16 protein-coding genes are annotated in these 15,577 nt (G+C 66.6%); 10 read left to right on the top strand and 6 right to left on the bottom strand.

What is annotated here, in order from left to right; all coding sequences use genetic code 11:
• Positions 1-6: 6 nt before the first annotated feature.
• A complete protein-coding gene (locus HF684_RS17430; protein WP_025777100.1) occupies positions 7-312 on the bottom strand; it encodes a cupin in 306 nt (101 codons plus the stop codon).
• Between the two features lie 173 nt (positions 313-485).
• On the opposite strand from HF684_RS17430, the gene HF684_RS17425 reads away from it, so the two are divergent.
• Genes HF684_RS17425 through HF684_RS17415 form a run of 3 tightly spaced genes read left to right on the top strand, consistent with a single transcriptional unit; the run spans position 486 to position 3,301 of the window.
• A complete protein-coding gene (locus HF684_RS17425; protein WP_211168023.1) occupies positions 486-1,058 on the top strand; it encodes a peroxidase-related enzyme in 573 nt (190 codons plus the stop codon).
• Between the two features lie 4 nt (positions 1,059-1,062).
• On the top strand, positions 1,063-2,325 hold the full coding sequence (locus tag HF684_RS17420) for an aminotransferase class I/II-fold pyridoxal phosphate-dependent enzyme (protein ID WP_169253510.1): 1,263 nt from the start codon (positions 1,063-1,065) through the stop codon (positions 2,323-2,325).
• Between the two features lie 40 nt (positions 2,326-2,365).
• Positions 2,366-3,301, top strand: a complete 936-nt coding sequence (locus tag HF684_RS17415) for a DMT family transporter (RefSeq protein ID WP_169253509.1) — start codon at positions 2,366-2,368, stop codon at positions 3,299-3,301.
• 109 nt (positions 3,302-3,410) lie between these two features.
• Here the strand turns inward: HF684_RS17415 and HF684_RS17410 are convergent, their stop codons facing one another.
• Together HF684_RS17410 and HF684_RS17405 are read right to left on the bottom strand one after the other, a co-directional pair.
• On the bottom strand, positions 3,411-3,770 hold the full coding sequence (locus HF684_RS17410) for a metalloregulator ArsR/SmtB family transcription factor (RefSeq protein ID WP_025777104.1): 360 nt from the start codon (positions 3,768-3,770) through the stop codon (positions 3,411-3,413).
• 97 nt (positions 3,771-3,867) lie between these two features.
• Entirely contained in the window at positions 3,868-4,455 is a 588-nt protein-coding gene (locus HF684_RS17405; RefSeq protein WP_348981399.1) for a peptidoglycan-binding protein, read from the bottom strand.
• 151 nt (positions 4,456-4,606) lie between these two features.
• Here HF684_RS17405 and HF684_RS17400 point away from each other — a divergent pair, with 151 nt between their 5' ends.
• The 5 genes from HF684_RS17400 to HF684_RS17380 all read left to right on the top strand — a co-directional run bounded on the left by HF684_RS17400 (position 4,607) and on the right by HF684_RS17380 (position 9,281).
• Entirely contained in the window at positions 4,607-4,873 is a 267-nt protein-coding gene (locus HF684_RS17400; RefSeq protein WP_169253508.1) for a hypothetical protein, read from the top strand.
• A 94-nt stretch (positions 4,874-4,967) separates the two neighbouring features.
• Positions 4,968-5,735, top strand: coding sequence for a HEAT repeat domain-containing protein (locus tag HF684_RS17395; RefSeq protein WP_248279018.1), 768 nt, complete (start codon positions 4,968-4,970; stop codon positions 5,733-5,735).
• A gap of 208 nt (positions 5,736-5,943) precedes the next feature.
• The gene (locus HF684_RS17390; RefSeq protein WP_248279017.1) at positions 5,944-7,038 is read left to right on the top strand and encodes a MerR family transcriptional regulator; all 1,095 of its coding nucleotides are present in this window, start codon (positions 5,944-5,946) and stop codon (positions 7,036-7,038) included.
• Positions 7,039-7,179: 141 nt separating this feature from the next.
• Positions 7,180-8,649: an LssY C-terminal domain-containing protein gene (locus HF684_RS17385; protein WP_169253507.1), complete on the top strand. Its 1,470-nt coding sequence runs from the start codon at positions 7,180-7,182 to the stop codon at positions 8,647-8,649.
• Positions 8,650-8,795: 146 nt separating this feature from the next.
• A complete protein-coding gene (locus HF684_RS17380) occupies positions 8,796-9,281 on the top strand; it encodes an SRPBCC family protein (protein WP_169253506.1) in 486 nt (161 codons plus the stop codon).
• Positions 9,282-9,388: 107 nt separating this feature from the next.
• On the opposite strand, the gene HF684_RS18870 is transcribed toward HF684_RS17380, so the two are convergent.
• A complete protein-coding gene (locus HF684_RS18870; RefSeq protein WP_248279016.1) occupies positions 9,389-9,976 on the bottom strand; it encodes a MarR family winged helix-turn-helix transcriptional regulator in 588 nt (195 codons plus the stop codon).
• An 85-nt stretch (positions 9,977-10,061) separates the two neighbouring features.
• Here HF684_RS18870 and HF684_RS17370 point away from each other — a divergent pair, with 85 nt between their 5' ends.
• Positions 10,062-11,024, top strand: a complete 963-nt coding sequence (locus HF684_RS17370) for a hypothetical protein (protein ID WP_169250776.1) — start codon at positions 10,062-10,064, stop codon at positions 11,022-11,024.
• 35 nt (positions 11,025-11,059) lie between these two features.
• Here HF684_RS17370 and HF684_RS17365 read toward each other — a convergent pair whose 3' ends face one another.
• Entirely contained in the window at positions 11,060-12,991 is a 1,932-nt protein-coding gene (locus HF684_RS17365; protein ID WP_169253505.1) for an acetate--CoA ligase, read from the bottom strand.
• Between the two features lie 123 nt (positions 12,992-13,114).
• On the opposite strand from HF684_RS17365, the gene HF684_RS17360 reads away from it, so the two are divergent.
• Entirely contained in the window at positions 13,115-14,554 is a 1,440-nt protein-coding gene (locus HF684_RS17360) for a hypothetical protein (protein WP_169253504.1), read from the top strand.
• Between the two features lie 54 nt (positions 14,555-14,608).
• On the opposite strand, the gene HF684_RS17355 is transcribed toward HF684_RS17360, so the two are convergent.
• Entirely contained in the window at positions 14,609-15,574 is a 966-nt protein-coding gene (locus tag HF684_RS17355; protein ID WP_169253503.1) for an NAD-dependent epimerase/dehydratase family protein, read from the bottom strand.
• Positions 15,575-15,577 lie beyond the last annotated feature (3 nt).

Raw genomic sequence — 15,577 nt, 5'->3', positions numbered from 1 at the left:
GCCGCCTCAGAGGCGTTCGACCTCGACGAAGACGACGTCGGCGCTGCCTCCGGGATTCGAGACCTCGTGCTCGGACCCTGCCGGGCGTGTGTAGGAGACTCCGGCCTCGAGTTCGGCACGGATCTCGGTGCCATCCGAATTGCGCACGAGCATCGTGTCCGTGACCATCGGCACCACGACGTACTCATACTCATGTTTGTGCATCGGGATGACGCCGTCGGGCCGGATCGTCCACTTGGTCACCCGGAATACGCCGTTGTCGAGCTGGACCTCGCCGGTCGAACCGGTGTCTGCTGCATTGTCTGCGGTCATGGTGATCTCCTTCGATGCGCGAACGGCCTGCGGCGGAAGCCGGGACGGACCTGACGCCTTCACTGTATCGCTCGCACCGCTCCGTCTGGGCATCTCACGGGCGCACACCGCCACCTGCCCTCACGGCGAGAGGGCTCGACGCAGCCCGAGCCACCCGGGCTAGCATGAGTGATATGCGATACCCACTTGCTGACATCGACGACGTCGACGATGACATCCGCACCCAGATCCTCGAGGTCGCCGAGAAGTCGGGCTTCGTGCCCAACGTCTTCCTCGCCCTGGCCCGCCGACCGGACGAATTCCGCGCCTTCTTCGCCTACTATGACGCGCTCATGGAGAAGGAGACGGGGAACCTGACCAAAGCCGATCGGGAGATGATCGTCGTGGCCACCTCGGCGATCAATCACTGCCTCTACTGCGTCGTCGCGCACGGGGCGATGCTGCGGATCTTCCAGAAGGACGCGCTCATCGCCGATGTCGTCGCCACGAACTACCGCCAGGCTGATATCAGCCCACGTCAGATGGCTATGCTCGACTTCGCCGTGAAGGTCTGCGAAGAGCCGTGGGCCGTAGGAGACGCCGACCACCAGAGGCTTGCCGACCACGGATTCGACGCCGAAGACGCCTGGGACATCGCCGCGATCACCGGCTTCTTCGGGCTGTCCAACCGCATGGCCCACATCTCCGGAATGCTCCCGAACCCGGAGTTCTACACCCTCGGCCGCCTCCCGCGTGAGAAGAAGTGAACCGATGACCTCATCCACCCCCACCGAGGCGGACCTCACCACCCGTGCCTCCGCCGTTTCCGGTCCGGCCGCCTCCGCCAAAACCATCCCGGCCGCCTCCGCCCGTTCCGGGCTCGTCAAGCCCTTCGCAGCGATGGGCATCGTCGCCACCGTCGGTCAGATGCAGCGGTCCGGCCGCGACACCATCGCCATGTGCCTGGGCGAACCGACCCAGGGCGCGCCCAGCCCAGTGCTCACCCGCGCCGCCGAAGTCATGAACGACGGTACGGGACTCGGATACTCGCCGATCTTCGGCATCCCCGAACTGCGCGAGGCCATCGCCTCCCACTACCGCGACTGGTACGGACTCGACATCGCGCCCGACCGCATCGCCGTGACGACCGGGTCGTCGGGAGCGTTCCAGACGACGTTCCTCACCTGCTTCGACGTCGGAGATCGGGTGGCTCTGGCCCGGCCCGGGTACGGCGCGTACAAGAACATCCTCGCTGCATTGGGCTGCGAGGTCGTCGAACTCGACTGCGGTGCCGACGAAGGGTTCCAGCCCACCGTCGACCTCTTGGCCGCCGCCCATGCGAAGGCCCCGCTCAAGGGGCTCATGCTCGCCTCACCCGCGAACCCGACGGGCACGATGATCGGCCCCGAGGCACTCGGGCAGATCGTCGACTGGTGCCGAGACAACGGGGTGCAGGTGATCTCCGATGAGATCTACCACGGCATCAGCTACATCGGCACCCGCGGCGAATGCGCACTCGCCCACGACGACACTGCCATCGTCATCTCCTCGTTCTCCAAATACTGGGGCATGACCGGGTGGCGCCTCGGCTGGGCGATCCTGCCCGAAGCGCTCGTCGCCCCGGCCCAGAACGTCACGGGAAATCTCTCCCTGTGCGCCCCGGTTCCGGCACAGTACGCGGCGGTTGCGGCCTTCGCCGATGAGTCCTATGCCGAATGCGAAGCGGCCGTGGCCTCATTCGCCGGGGCCCGCGAGCATGTGCTGAACGCCGCTGCCGACCTCGGCTTCGGCGAGATGGCCCCACCCGACGGCGCCTTCTACATGTACGCCCGCGTCGACAACATCCTCGACCGCGCGGGTCTGGCCACCTCCGGCCGGTGGTGTGAGCAGGTGCTCGAGGCCACCGGCGTTGCGCTCGCCCCCGGTGACGATTTCGACTCCGTCGAGGGATCCAGGTCGGTGCGCCTGTCGCTGGCCGTCGGAGCGGACCGGACGGCCGAAGCCATCGACCGCATCCTCGACTTCATGGGATGAGCCCTGAATGTCGTGAGATGAGTCCCGCTATGGTGGACCGATGAGCGCCGAGGATGTGCGAGCGGGCGGGCCGCCTCCGCCCCCGAAGGCCCTGCCGGTGCTCGGCGTCATCCTCGCGGCCGTTCTGCTCGGGTCGGCCGGGCTCTTCGTCATCCTCGCCGAGGCGACCGCCCCCACTGCCGCTTTCCTGCGGTGTTGGATCGCGGTCGTTGTGCTCGCTCCGTTGGCGGTGCTCGAGCTGCGTCGACACGGACGGTTTCCGCCGAAGGCGATCCTCATCGCGGCGGTATCCGGTGCGGCGCTCGGCATCGACTATGTGCTGTGGGCCCAGAGCGTGCTCGACGCCGGTCTGGGTGTGTCCACGGTCCTCATCAGTGTCCAAGTCATCGTGTTCCCTGCACTGGTGTGGGCCTTCGGGGGAGATCGGCCGGGCTGGCTGTTCATCGGCTGCGTGCCGGTCATGATCATCGGCATGCTGCTGACCGGAGGAGTGTTCGGTGCCGATGAGACGGCGGCGAATCCGACGCGGGGAGCGATTTTCGGGGTGCTGTCCGGTGTGCTCTACGGCGTGTACATCTTCGGCATCCACCACAGTCGGAAGGTCGCCGGAGACTTCGTCGTCGCCCCGGTCCAGGTGGGCACGATCGCCGCCGGTGTGATGACCGCCGTGGCCGGGCTGACTCTCGGCGGACTCGACTTCGACCTCGGCTGGGCCGGTTGGGGTTGGATGATCGCCCTGGCCGTCTGCGGTCAGGCGCTGTCGTGGGTGCTGCTGAGCATTTCCAGCCCGCTGGTGCCCGTGCCGATGACCGCGGCGCTCATGCTGCTGCAGCCGCTGTCGGCGGTGGTGCTCGGATCCCTCATCGCCGGGGAACGGCTGCAGTCGGGACAGTGGATCGGCGCCGTGCTCGTGGCCCTCATCGTATGGATCGTCGGCGGGGGACCGGAGGCCCTGACACGTCGTCGACGTCGGTAGCGCAGAGCCGTCGGACTCGAACCGGTGTCGCGGGCCGCGTCGGCGAGCCGGGGAACGGCGGGCCGCCTCGGCGAGGGAATCGCTGCGGAAGCAGCGCCCCGGGTGGAACTCAGTGTTCGTGGGCCTCGATCGTGTGGGCGATGGCGTCGACGATGATGTGGGCGACGTGGTCGTCCTTGAGCGAATAGTAGGCTTCGCGGCCGATTCGATTGACGCCGACGAGGTGGAGCCCGCGGAGGAACTTCAAGTGCTGGGACACCAGCGGCTGGGACAGTCCGGTCGCCTCGACGATGTGCGTGACCGTGGCCTCGCCGTGGGTGAGGACGAGCAGCATCTTCAGTCGGGAGGGTGTGGCGAGTGCCTTGAAGAGGTCGGCGGTCTCGGTGATGGCTTCGAGATGGTCCTCGGGATTGAGCAGGAGCTGCTCGACCTCGTCATTGACGGGAACGGAATCGGGAATGGAAGCCATGAGTGCAGATTACCGGACAACCGGGCGTGGTCATGCGATATCGGGCACCGTGAGGCAGCCGCGGCCGCCTCGGCTTCGGCCCCGGACTGCCGGCGCGTCAGTCGAGGGCTTCGACGTCGGCCTGAGTGCCGAGGAGGTCATCGGCCAAGGATTCCCACTGCCCATAGGCGTCGGGGAGAGCTGAGCGCTGCACGGACTGTGCCGCCTCGGTCGGTGACATCGCATCCCAACCGTCGATCTGGTTGAGACCGGGGTTCTCGACCTCGGGGTTGATCCCGTAGAAGGCTTTCGTCGCGTAGATGGGATCGGTGAGCTGATGGGGCTCGCCCCATCCCTGGGAGGGGCGCTGCTGGAACAGGCCCACCGAATCACGGTCGCCGGAATCCAGATTGCGCAGCGAGGACTCCTGCAAGGCCGTCATGAGGGCGATGCGGATCGCGTGGTCATCGAAGTTGCCGCCGCGGCCGACGCCGATGATGAGTCGAGCGTTGTCGATCTGCTGCTGACTGAGCTGACTGACCGAGGCCATCTGCATCTGCCTGATCTTCGTGGAACCGAACGAGATGGGGGAATTGAGGATGATGACGGCGCCCACGATCAATGCCATCACTGCTGCCCCGAGCCCGATCAGGGCACCAGTGAGCACGGACCGGCGGCCCTTGCGAGATGAGGTCAGACGAGGCATGAATATAACGATAATGCAACAAACTTAAGGACGCATGAGACCATGCCGAGGTTTTTGTCACAGAAAGGTCACGGACGGGCGGCGGTGAGGGTGCGAGCGGAGCCGAGCGTGGACTCGTCTCGGATGGCTCCGCACAGCTTAGGCTTGAACCATGGTGAGAATCGTTCGGCGCAGCAACCGCCCACCTCTGATGACCTGCCTCATCGTGGTCTTCTCCTTCGTCGCCGTCGGCATCCTGACCATTGCCGGCATCCTCGTCGCCGTCATCTTCCTCTCTGCGGAATCATCGTCGACGGGCTCATCGCCGACCTCGGACTCCTCGTCGATCGGATCCTCATCCTCCGCTTCCGACTCGGACGGCGGCCCCGGTCCGAGCACCACTGCTCCAGTCAGCGGAGGCTGGTCGAGCGGAGGCTGAGACTCCGCGCTGAGGATGAGAAGGAAGCGAGTCCAGCCTCCTTGACCTTGACACGATGTCAGGGTCTTCACTGGGTGACAAGGAGGTGGAGACCATGACACATCCACTTGGGCACCACCAGGCTCGCGGACCGGAACTCCCGACCGAGGCTGACCAACAGACCGGCGGCGGCGTTCGGAGCGACACCGGAAATCTTCGGGGCGGCACCGGCGACCCCATGATCGACGCGCTGAGTGCGTCGACCCCGCAGCAGCGCCTGCAAGCGGCGATGGCCATCGGCACACGGGCCGAACCCCGTGACCTCGACGTGCTCATCGCCCGGTGCCGCATCGAACCGGACTTCTTCGTCCGCGACATGCTCACCTGGGCGCTCACTCGGCTGCCCGCCGACGACACAGTTCCCCGCCTCATCGCTGAACTCGACTCGCCGCTGCCGCAGGCGATCAGCCAATCCCTGCACACCCTGTCGAAGATCGGTGACGTCCGCGCCTGGCCGGCCATGGACCCGGCCCGGATCGGCACCGCCCTCATCGCCCATGCCGATACCGAGGTGGCCCGCAGTGCGTGGAGAGCCGCCGTTGCCCTTGTGCCCGGTGACAATCGCGGAGAACTGGCATCCGCCCTGATGTCGCAGTTGGGGCGAGGAGATCTCGAGATGCAGAAGAGCCTCAGCCGAGCGATTGTGTCCCTCGGCGAGGATCTCGTGTCAGTGGTCGATGAGAGGCTTCATGCAGAGGACGACACAGTGCGGGCTCACGCCATGGCGACTCGGGACATGTTCGATGACCCGGATGCCGGCTTCGCCCACGCCTTGGACGCAGCCAAGCGGGTGGTCGCACTGGGGTCCGAGGCCACGGTCTAGATCGGCACAGGGAAGGTCCGATCGTGCGTGTGCCGACGGGTGGGGCAAGCCCGCCGGCACACGGCCGAGGTCTCGGATCCCTTCCTTCAGGGCGCTGTTCCAGCACCTGCGCGAAGTCCGCCTGCGGCCGTTGAGCGACGTCCGAAAGGTCCCAGGCATCGAAGAACTTCGGAACACTGCACCCGGAGGGCCACTATTGCGGCATAGAGTGGCTGACAGCGGAGAAGAGGTGGCAATGCTCATCGGCGAAGTGGCCCGGCGCTCCGGTGTGAGCGCACGCATGCTGCGCCACTACGAATCATTGGGCCTCGTCTCGCCCAGCCAGCGGACGCCTGGCGGCTACCGGGAGTACTCCGATGCCGACATCGGGCGCATCTTCCACATCGAAGGTCTGCGCAAACTCGGGATGTCTCTGACCGAAGTCGGTCGGGTGCTGTCCGAACCCGACTTCGACCCCGGCAGTGTGCTCGGGGACCTCATCGACCAGGCACGTGAGCGGATCGCGGCCGAGCAGCGTCTGCTCGACCACCTCCAGTCCGTCGCTCGGCTCGGTCGAGCCGACGGCGAGTCTCTCCTGTACACCATCGATCTCATGCGCTCTCTCGAATCCGGCGATGTCATCCAACGGCACAAGGCCGCACTCGGCAGCGGAGTCGACGGAGGAATGCCGATCGAGGCCCTTTCGCAGGCGGTCCTGCAGGAGACCGTGCTCAACGCGGCTGGGGCCATGCGGTGGGCACTTGCCCAAGCCGGCGCCGAGGCCGTGCCCCATGTGGTAGTCGGAATGGACGACGCATCGGCCCAAGTGCGTCGCAATGCACTGCTCGCCCTCGACGAGATCCGCAGAACCACACCGGATGAGAAACTCGACTCACGCTCGACATCGATGATCCGTCAGGCACTGGACAAGGGACTCGACGATGTCGACTCTGATATCCGCAGCATCGCCGCGCTCACCCTCGGCCGTTCAGGTGACGAGAAGGCCGTGCCCGTGCTGCTCGACATGGCGATGAACGGACCGAGGGACATCGAGGCGGCCGAGGCCCTCGGCTTCATCGCCGACGCGGCCGGGCCGAGGGCCGCTATGAGCGAACGGATAATGACCGAACTGCACCGGCACGCGGACTCCAGCGACACGACGGCACGATTCAGGGTGCTCCAAGTCCTTCTCGAGATCCCCGGCGAGCACAGTGATGACTTCATCACCGAACTCAGCAATGACGACAGTCCGGAACTCGCGGCCACCGCACGTGCTGCACTCAGACGCCGCCGGGAACAGCCGCCCCGCACCGGGCGAACCTGACCGATTCCGGCCGGGCCGCCTCGGTGAAGTCCGACTCGCAGGGAGGGGGCGAGCTTGATCGTTTTCGGTCGGGCCGCCTCGGCCGAGGACGACGGGAATCCGCATTCCGGGCGCTGGAAGCGGTTGGCTAAACTGACGCCCATGACTTCGGGCGGGACTACGGACGGAACGGATGCGGCCGGTGCGGCGGTCGGGCAGAAGCGGCGGCTGAGGCAGCCGTTCGTCTATCGACGACACCACTTCACGCCCACCGGGGTGCTCGACTACCTGTTCTTCCTGTTCGCCGGCGCGGCCTCGACCTGGTTGGCGCTGCTCATCCTGCTCAAGGGATTCAGCCTCGGCTGGTGGCAGGTGCTCACGCTGCTCGTGTTTTGGGGAGTCGTGTCCTATCTGGCTCTGCCCAGGCTGCACCGCATCCTGTCCCAGATCTATGTGCCGAACTACTTCATCGGCCGCACCCGCACCTCCGACGGTCTGCTCGGCGATCCGGTCAACCTCGCCTGGCGTGGTGAGGAGGCGCAGATCCACCATGCGATGCGCGAAGCAGGGTGGATCCTTGCCGACAGCATCACTCCCGCGTCGACGTGGGAGATCATCCGCTCGACGGTGACGAAGCGCAGCTACCCGCAAGCGCCGGTCTCTCCGCTGCTGCTGTTCGGCCGCCGTCAGGACTTCGCCTACCAGCAGGAAGTCGACGGCGATCCGGGCCAACGTCACCATGTCCGGTTCTGGAAATGCCCGCACGGATGGCTGCTGCCCGGCGGGCACCAGGCCGATTGGCTGGCCGCAGGAACCTACGACAAAGCCGTCGGCATCTCCCTGTTCACTCTCCAGTTCACCCACAAGATCGAAGAGAACACCGACGTCGAACGCGACCACATCGTCGATACGGTCACCGGTGCCGACGAGGTGATCTCGGTCGATCGGATCAAGGACTTCTCCACTGGATACCACTCCCGCAACGGCGGCGGCGATGCGATCATCACCGACGGGCACCTGCCGATCGTCGACGTCACCGAGGTGGTCGCCGACGAAGCCGACCACCCCGAACGCTTGGAGCTGGCCCTCGACGCCACCCGCATCTACTCCGATTCACACAGCGTGTCCGAAGTGACGAAGACGCTGTGGCGGCAGCGCCCCCTGCAGACGGTCGTCGGGGCCGCCCTTGTGCTCGTTCTGCTGCTCTTCCAGGCGTGGGATGTGATCAGCATGCTCCTCGACTGGAACGGGCTGCGGTCTGAAGTCGTCGACTACAGCTCGGACATCGCGGCAGTCAGCGACGACACGGCAACGCGTATCGTCGCGGGATTCCTCGTCGGTCTCAGCCTCCTCATCGGGTGTCTGCAGGTCATCGCCTCGACGTCGGTGTTCCGCGGCAGCAACCGAGCGAGGCTGTGGATCCTCACTCTCTCGACGATCTCCGTGATCGTGTCGATGACGAACTACTTCACCGGCGATCGCGACCTGGCGACGAACATGTATGCTCTGACGACCATCGCCATGCAGGTGGCGGTGCTGCTGGCGCTGTCGAGCGACTCCTCCCGGATGTTCACCCGCTTCAGCACGGCCGCGCTGCGCGCCGAACGGCAGGACCGCGCCCTCGAGGACTGAGGTGGCGGATTCCCACCCTCGAGGGCCGACGCGAGGATTCCCGCCCGCGAGGGCCGAGGCGGCGGGCCGTGTATTCTGACCGTGTCCGATTCACCCCGCACGTCCACTCGACGCCGAGGCTGGACCACACACGAAGGCAGGACTCTATGACCGACCAGACCCCTGACGCTTCCGTCTTCGATTCGATCGATCCGGCTCTCAAGGTCGTCACTGCCGAGATCGAGATCTCAGCTGCCGCCGAGGCGGTCTTCGAACTCATCGCGGATCCGCAGAGACAGCCGGAATGGGACGGCAACGACAACCTCGGCTCGGCCGTCGACGGTCAGCGAGTGCAGGGGGCCGGCGGTTCCTTCATCACGACCCTGACCAAAGGCGTGGAACGCGAGAACCACATCGTCGACTTCGCCGAGGGCAGGCTCATCGCCTGGAAGCCCTCTGAGGTCGGCGGAGAGCCCTTCGGGCAGAAGTGGGTGTGGGAGATCGAACCGGTCGGGGACGACTCGGTTCTGGTCCGTCACACCTATGACTGGACCGAGCTGCGCGATCCGAAGCGCCTGTCGCGCGCACAGTCGACGACGACGGCGAATCTGCTCGCCTCCCTCAAACGACTCAAGCAGCTCGCTGAGGGCTGAGATCCGGCGCCTGGCAGACAGCCGCGTCCGAGGTCTGACTGCTCACCGCATCCGAGTGCCCGTCCTGCCGGGACAGCAGTCCGGTCAGAACAGACGGATAGAGGCGCTCACTTCGGCCAGGCATCGGCGAGGCGGGTGAGCAGCGATGCCAACTGTGCTCTCTCGTCCTCGGTGAATGCGCTCAGTGCCTGATCGACGTTCTCGCGTTGAGCGCCGCGGAACCTGTTGGTGATCGCGCGACCCTTGTCCGTCAGTGCGATGAGGGTGCGCCGGGCATCGTCCGGGTCTGCCTCGCGACGCAGGAAGCCGAGCTCGACGCCTTGGGACACGAGCCTGGACGCGCGCGGCTGATCGACGCCGATCGCATCGCCGAGTGCGCTGACTCCCAGCGCCGTGCCCGCCTGGACGAGGGAGACGAGCAGACGGATGAGCGCACGCCCGCGACCGTGTGCGGCGAACGGTCCGCCGGGATGACGCTTGCCGCCGAAGGGGAAGTCATCTGAGCTCCGACCGCCACCGAATCCTCCGCGTTCACCGAATCCGCCGCGTTCACCGGGGACCCCGTGCTCGCCGGGACTGCCGTGCTCACCGAACCCGCCGAAAGGTCCGAAACCGCGCGGACCACCGGGTCCGCGCCGCCACTGCAGGCGGGTGAGCGCCTCGGCGATCGCCTGAATGTCATCGTTCGTGCTCATGATTCGATTTTACATGCCACTTGACATGCAATCTAATTGCATGTCAGTCTGCATGTACATGTCAGATGACAACTAAGGAGATGACATGACTGCACACAATGACTTCAATGATGACAACGACGACTTCACCACCCCGACCGGAGGAGCCGGCGCAGCAGGTGCCGATGACTGGGAGGACTCGCCGAACACCGACGAGAACACTGTCGCGGGCGACGCCTCGAGCCTCGGCTCCGATCGCGTACGGCCGGGCGAAGCGGACAAGGCCGATGCGGCGGAGAGTGATTCCTCCGCGCGCGCCGAGCCCGTGAGCGACGAGCCTGCAGACGGCGCCGATTCCGGCGACGGCAAGGGCGATGACACCGACACCGATCTGCCGCAGCTGCTGCGCGAGTTCAGCCACGTGCTGCGCCGCGAATTCCGCTCGGCCGCGGCCGACTCCGGCTTCGATCCTCGCGACTTCGGGCGTATGCGGCGAGGACGTCGCCGCTGGGATTCCGATGAGGTCGTCGCCGACGGTGCCGCCTACCCGGAGGAACCGGTGACCTACGGCCCTCCGCGTGGCCGAGGCGGATGGGGACCGTCGAAGAACATCGATCCCGACGAGCTGCGCCAGCGCTTCCGCGATATGCGCGACGGAGTCGGCGATCGCATCGAAGAGGTGCTCACCTCCGAAGAATTCGAGAACCTCAAGGCCTCGCTGTCGAAGATCGTCGAGAACTTCGGACCCGAGCGCTGCGGAGACGACTCGGATCGCCGCGACGGACCGCACGACCGCGAACACCCTCACGAGCATGATGATCACCGAGGCGGCCCTGACCGTCACGGGGATCACGGCCCTCATGGCGGGCACGGCGACCGCGATCGCCGTCGCGGGGGAAGCCGCGGACGACGCGGGTTCGGCCCGAACTTCGGACCCGGCTTCGGACCTGGCCGACGAGGATTCGACCCCTTCGGTTGGGCCGATGAGCGCCGCAGCCGCGAGCAGGAGGTCCAAGAGGCCTTCGAGCGCGGATTCGCCGCGGGCTTCGAACAGGGGCGCGGCGCGTAACCGAATCGCGTCTGCGTGCTGAAGCCTGAGACCGCTCAGCCGCGGGAGAGCACCGCCCCGAGGTCATCGAGCACGCTGCGGTCTTCGATCGTCGATGGCACCGCCGGATCGGCGACGCCATCGGCGATCTGCCGCATCGTCTTGCGCAGGATCTTGCCCGACCGGGTCTTCGGCAAGCCCGCGACGATGTCGACGCGCTTGAATGCGGCGACCGGCCCGATCTCCTTGCGCACGAGCGCCACGAGTTCGTCGATGACGGTGTCCGGGTCGGCCGCCTCGACGGAATCCCCGAGCACGACGAGGGCACGCGGGATCTGTCCCTTCATGTCATCGTGGACGCCGATGACAGCGGCCTCGGCCACGGCCGGGTGGGAGGCGACGACCGCCTCGATGATGCCGGTGGACAGGCGGTGGCCGGCGACGTTGATGACATCGTCGGTGCGACCCATGACGAAGACGTACCCATCCTCATCGAGATAGCCGGAGTCACCGGTGAGGTAATAGCCGTCGAAGGCGGCGAGGTAGGAGGAGATGAACCGCTCGTCGTCGCCCCACACCGTGGACATGGTGCCCGGCGGCAGCGGCAGCCGGATGACGATGAGCCCCTCCTCACCGGCCGGAACGGGCTGACCGCCGGGGTCGACGACCTCGACCTGGAAGCCGGGAGTCGGCTTCGTCGACGACCCCGCCTTGAGCGGGAACCGGGTCAGTCCCAGCGGGTTCGCCGTGATCGGCCAACCGGTCTCCGTCTGCCACCAATTGTCGACGACGGGGACGTCGCGGCCGGTCGCCTCGGCGAGGATCGTCGTCGTCCACTCGTACGTATCGGGATCGAGTCGTTCGCCGGCGAGGAATTCCGCGCGCAGGTGTGAGAGGTCGTACTTCTTGATCAGCTCGCCGTTCGGATCCTCCTTGCGCACCACGCGCATGGCGGTCGGGGCGGTGAAGTGGACGTTGACCTTGTGCTGCTCGATGGCGCGGAAGAAAGCCCCGGCATCGGGTGTGCCCACGGGCTTTCCCTCGTAGAGCACCGAGGTGACGCCGGCGAGCAGGGGTGCGTAGACGATGTAGGTGTGCCCGACGACCCAGCCGACGTCGGAGGCGGTGAACATCGTGTCGCCCGGGTTCAGCCCGAAGACGGTCGGCATCGAGAACGCGCCGGCCACCGCGTAGCCGCCGGAGTCGCGGACGATTCCCTTCGGTTTGCCGGTGGTGCCCGAGGTGTAGAGGACGTAGAGTTCGTCGGTGGCTTTGACGGTCACCGGGTCGATGCCCTCAGGTGTCTGGTCGAGCAGTTCGGCGTAGTCGAGGTCGTTCTCGCCGAGTTCGCAGCGATGTTCGTCGCGTTGGACGATGACGGTGAAGTCCGGTTTGTTCTCAGCGATCTCGATCGCCTCATCGAGCATCGGCTTGTATTCGAGGACTCGGCTCTTCTCGACTCCGCAGGAGGTGGAGATGACGGCCTTCGGTGCCGTGTCGTCGATGCGCACGGCGAGCTCGTTCGGGGCGAAGCCGCCGAAGACGACCGAGTGGATCGCGCCGAGGCGGGCGCACGCGAGCATGGCCACGGCCGCCTCGGGGATCATCGGCATGTAGATGACGACGCGATCGCCCTTGGCCACGCCCTTGTCGGCCAGGGCACGGGCGAAGCGGGAGACCTCATCGAGCAGTTCGGCGTAGGTGATCGAACGGACGGTGTCGGTGACCGGCGAATCGTAGATGATGGCGGCCTGGTCGCCGCGGCCACCCTCGACATGTCGGTCGATCGCGTTGTAGCAGACGTTGAGCTCGCCATCGGGGAACCAGCGGTAGATCGGCGCATTCGAATCGTCGACGGCCTTCGTCGGTTCGGTGACCCAGTCGATGAGGCTCGTGGCCTGCTCGAGCCAGAATCCGTCGGCATCGTCGGCGATGCGGGCGACGATGTCGTCGTAGCTGGGGGCGGCGGTGTCGGGTTGCGTATCCATATGCCCATTGTGACGCATGGCACAGTATTGTGCCGAGGTGGGGCGCATCCTCGGGGGAGCGTCGGCGGCACGAAAGTGCACCCATTTCCCTGCACTCGGATCGGGAGAGGGCACAATGGGGATATGAGATTCCTGGTTGCACTGATCCTCGGCCTGGCCGTCATGTTCGGCCTGAACGCCATCTTCGACTTCTTCGCGATGGCGCGACCGTGGGGTTCGATCCTCATGGGCGTCATCGTCGGCCTGACCATGCTCGTCGTCCTGCTCATCTGGGAGGCCGTGCGCCCGACCCAGCCGAAGGGCGAATCTGCGAAGGCCAAGGCGAAGGCGCAGAAGAGCGAAGACGAGAGGGCGAAGGCTCGTGCCGAACGACGTGCCCGACTCGCCGCCGAGGCGGGAGTGAGCCTCGAAGGCATCGACGGCGCCCTGCCGGGATCGACCGCCCAGTCCGCCGAGGCGACCTCGTCCGATGAGACGGAGACCGCTGAGGCGGCCCCCACCGAGGGCGCCGATGCTGAGGCGGCTTCCACGGAGGGCGCCGACGCGGAGATGTCTCGCTTCGAGGGGGCCGATGCAGAGGAGGCAACCGCCGAGGAAGAAGCGGCAGGCGGTGAGTCCGCCGCAGCGTCTCCTGCCGAGGGGGAGGTCGCAGAGGGCGAAGCCGCTGAGGATGATTCCGCCGAGGGCGAGGCGTCCGGAGCAGAGGATTCGGCAGTGTCTGCTGCGACGACGGAAGATGAGGCATCCGCGCAGGCCGACGACACAGCCGGTCGTAACGCGAATGACGATGCAGCCGAGCAGAACAATGAGTCAGATTCCTCCCTGGAATCCGACGGAGCCGAAGGTGACGAGGACCCGAGGGATGAGGCACGATCCGTCGAGTCGGCGAAGCCTGCAGTGGTCGTGAAGACCGCGGAGCCGGCCGCGCCCGCGGCTTCCCCGCAGCCGGCCGCACCCGCAGAGCCGACAGACTCCGCCGAATCCGCACAGCCGGGCGACACCGACGCCGCCAAGGCCCACGCCGGCGGTGACACCGAATCCGGAGACACCGGCGCTGACGCTGATGAACCCTCTCGGCCCGTTGAGAAGCCGACCGTCCAGACAGGGGATTCGTCCGAACTGCCGCCGCCTCCGCCGATGCCGCCGTCGTTCCCCGCCCGACCCACCGCCGCCCCGCAGGCCGATGCCACCGAGGCACCGCAGGCCGATGTCGCCGACGCGACGAACGATGACGAGTCCGCGGCTCCGTCGCTCAATCAGGACGATGCCGGAGACAGCGGCTCCGCCTCGGCGTCCGACCCGGGGCTCGAAGGACCGGCCGATGATCCGGCGACGCTCGACCCGGAGGAGTTCGACGAATCCGCCAGCGGATCCTCGCTCGAGGCACCGCCGACGGGCGAACCCGGAATGTCGGCCGACGCGCTCTCCGGCAAGATGCCGGACGAGGCCGATGAGTCTGCCGGCACAGCCGACGACGAGCCCGCCGATGACGACGGCGAGGAAGCCCAGACTCCCGAACGCAAGGGGCCCTCAGCCGAGGAGAACAACCAGTACCGGCTCTGAGCCCGGCAGTACCGGCTCTGATCCGGTGATATCGCCCCTGTTCCGGAGGAACCCTCAGGCGTAGTGTGCGGCGAGGATCTCCAGACCCTCTTCGACGCTGACGCGGGGAGTCCAACCGAGGACGTCCTGCGTCCGCCGCTGATCGAACCAATGCGCGGTCGACAGCTGTTCGGCGAGGAACCTCGTCAACGGCGGTTCGTCGTCATGGTCTCCGAGCTCCCACACCTTTTCGACCACAGACCCTGCTGCCAGAGCCGGGGCCACCGGGATGCGCAGCTTGGGTTCTGCCGCTCCGCCGGCGATCGCGATGCGTGACATCAGCTCACCGATGGGTCGCGGCTGACCGTTCGTCACCACCAGCGCCTCACCATGGGTGGAATCGACCGCGGTCACCGCAGCGACGATCGCCTCAACCGCATTGTCGACGAACAGGGTGTCGACCAGCGCCGCGCCCGATCCGAGCACCGGCATCCGACCCGATCGGGCACGATCGATGACCCGCTCCGTGAGCTGAGTGTCACCCGGACCCCACATGAGGTGGGGGCGCAGGACGAGTACCCGGAAATCGGGCGAATCCGCGCCCAGGGCAATCCGCTCACCGGCCCCCTTCGTCCGCGCATACTCGCCGCGTGCGAACTCCGGAGACGCCGGTTCGGCACCGTCGCCGATGATCGACTCACCGGTGTGCGCGACCGACGGCGATGAGATATGGACCAGGCGCTGCACGCCGGCGGCCCGAGCCGCATCGACGAGAGTGCGGGTGCCGCCGATATTCACGGCCTCGAAATCCTTGGGATTGCCCATCATGGACACCTTCGCGGCCAAGTGCACGACCGCCTCGGCGCCGGTGACGGCCTCATCGACGGCAGCCGCATCGGTCACCGAACCCACCACATCGGTGGCCCCGTCGACCCCCGAGGGGCGACGCTGCAGGGTCGTGACCTCGTGACCGGCGGTGACGAGCGCACGCGCGACGGACGAACCGAGCAGCCCGGAGGCTCCGGTGACGGTGATTCTCATTTC

Origin of the sequence: Brevibacterium sp. 'Marine' (genome assembly GCF_012844365.1) — a bacterium.
Lineage (GTDB): Bacteria > Actinomycetota > Actinomycetes > Actinomycetales > Brevibacteriaceae > Brevibacterium.
The sequence above is the reverse complement of the archived record's forward strand: the minus strand, read 5'-3'. Positions and strand labels throughout refer to the sequence as shown.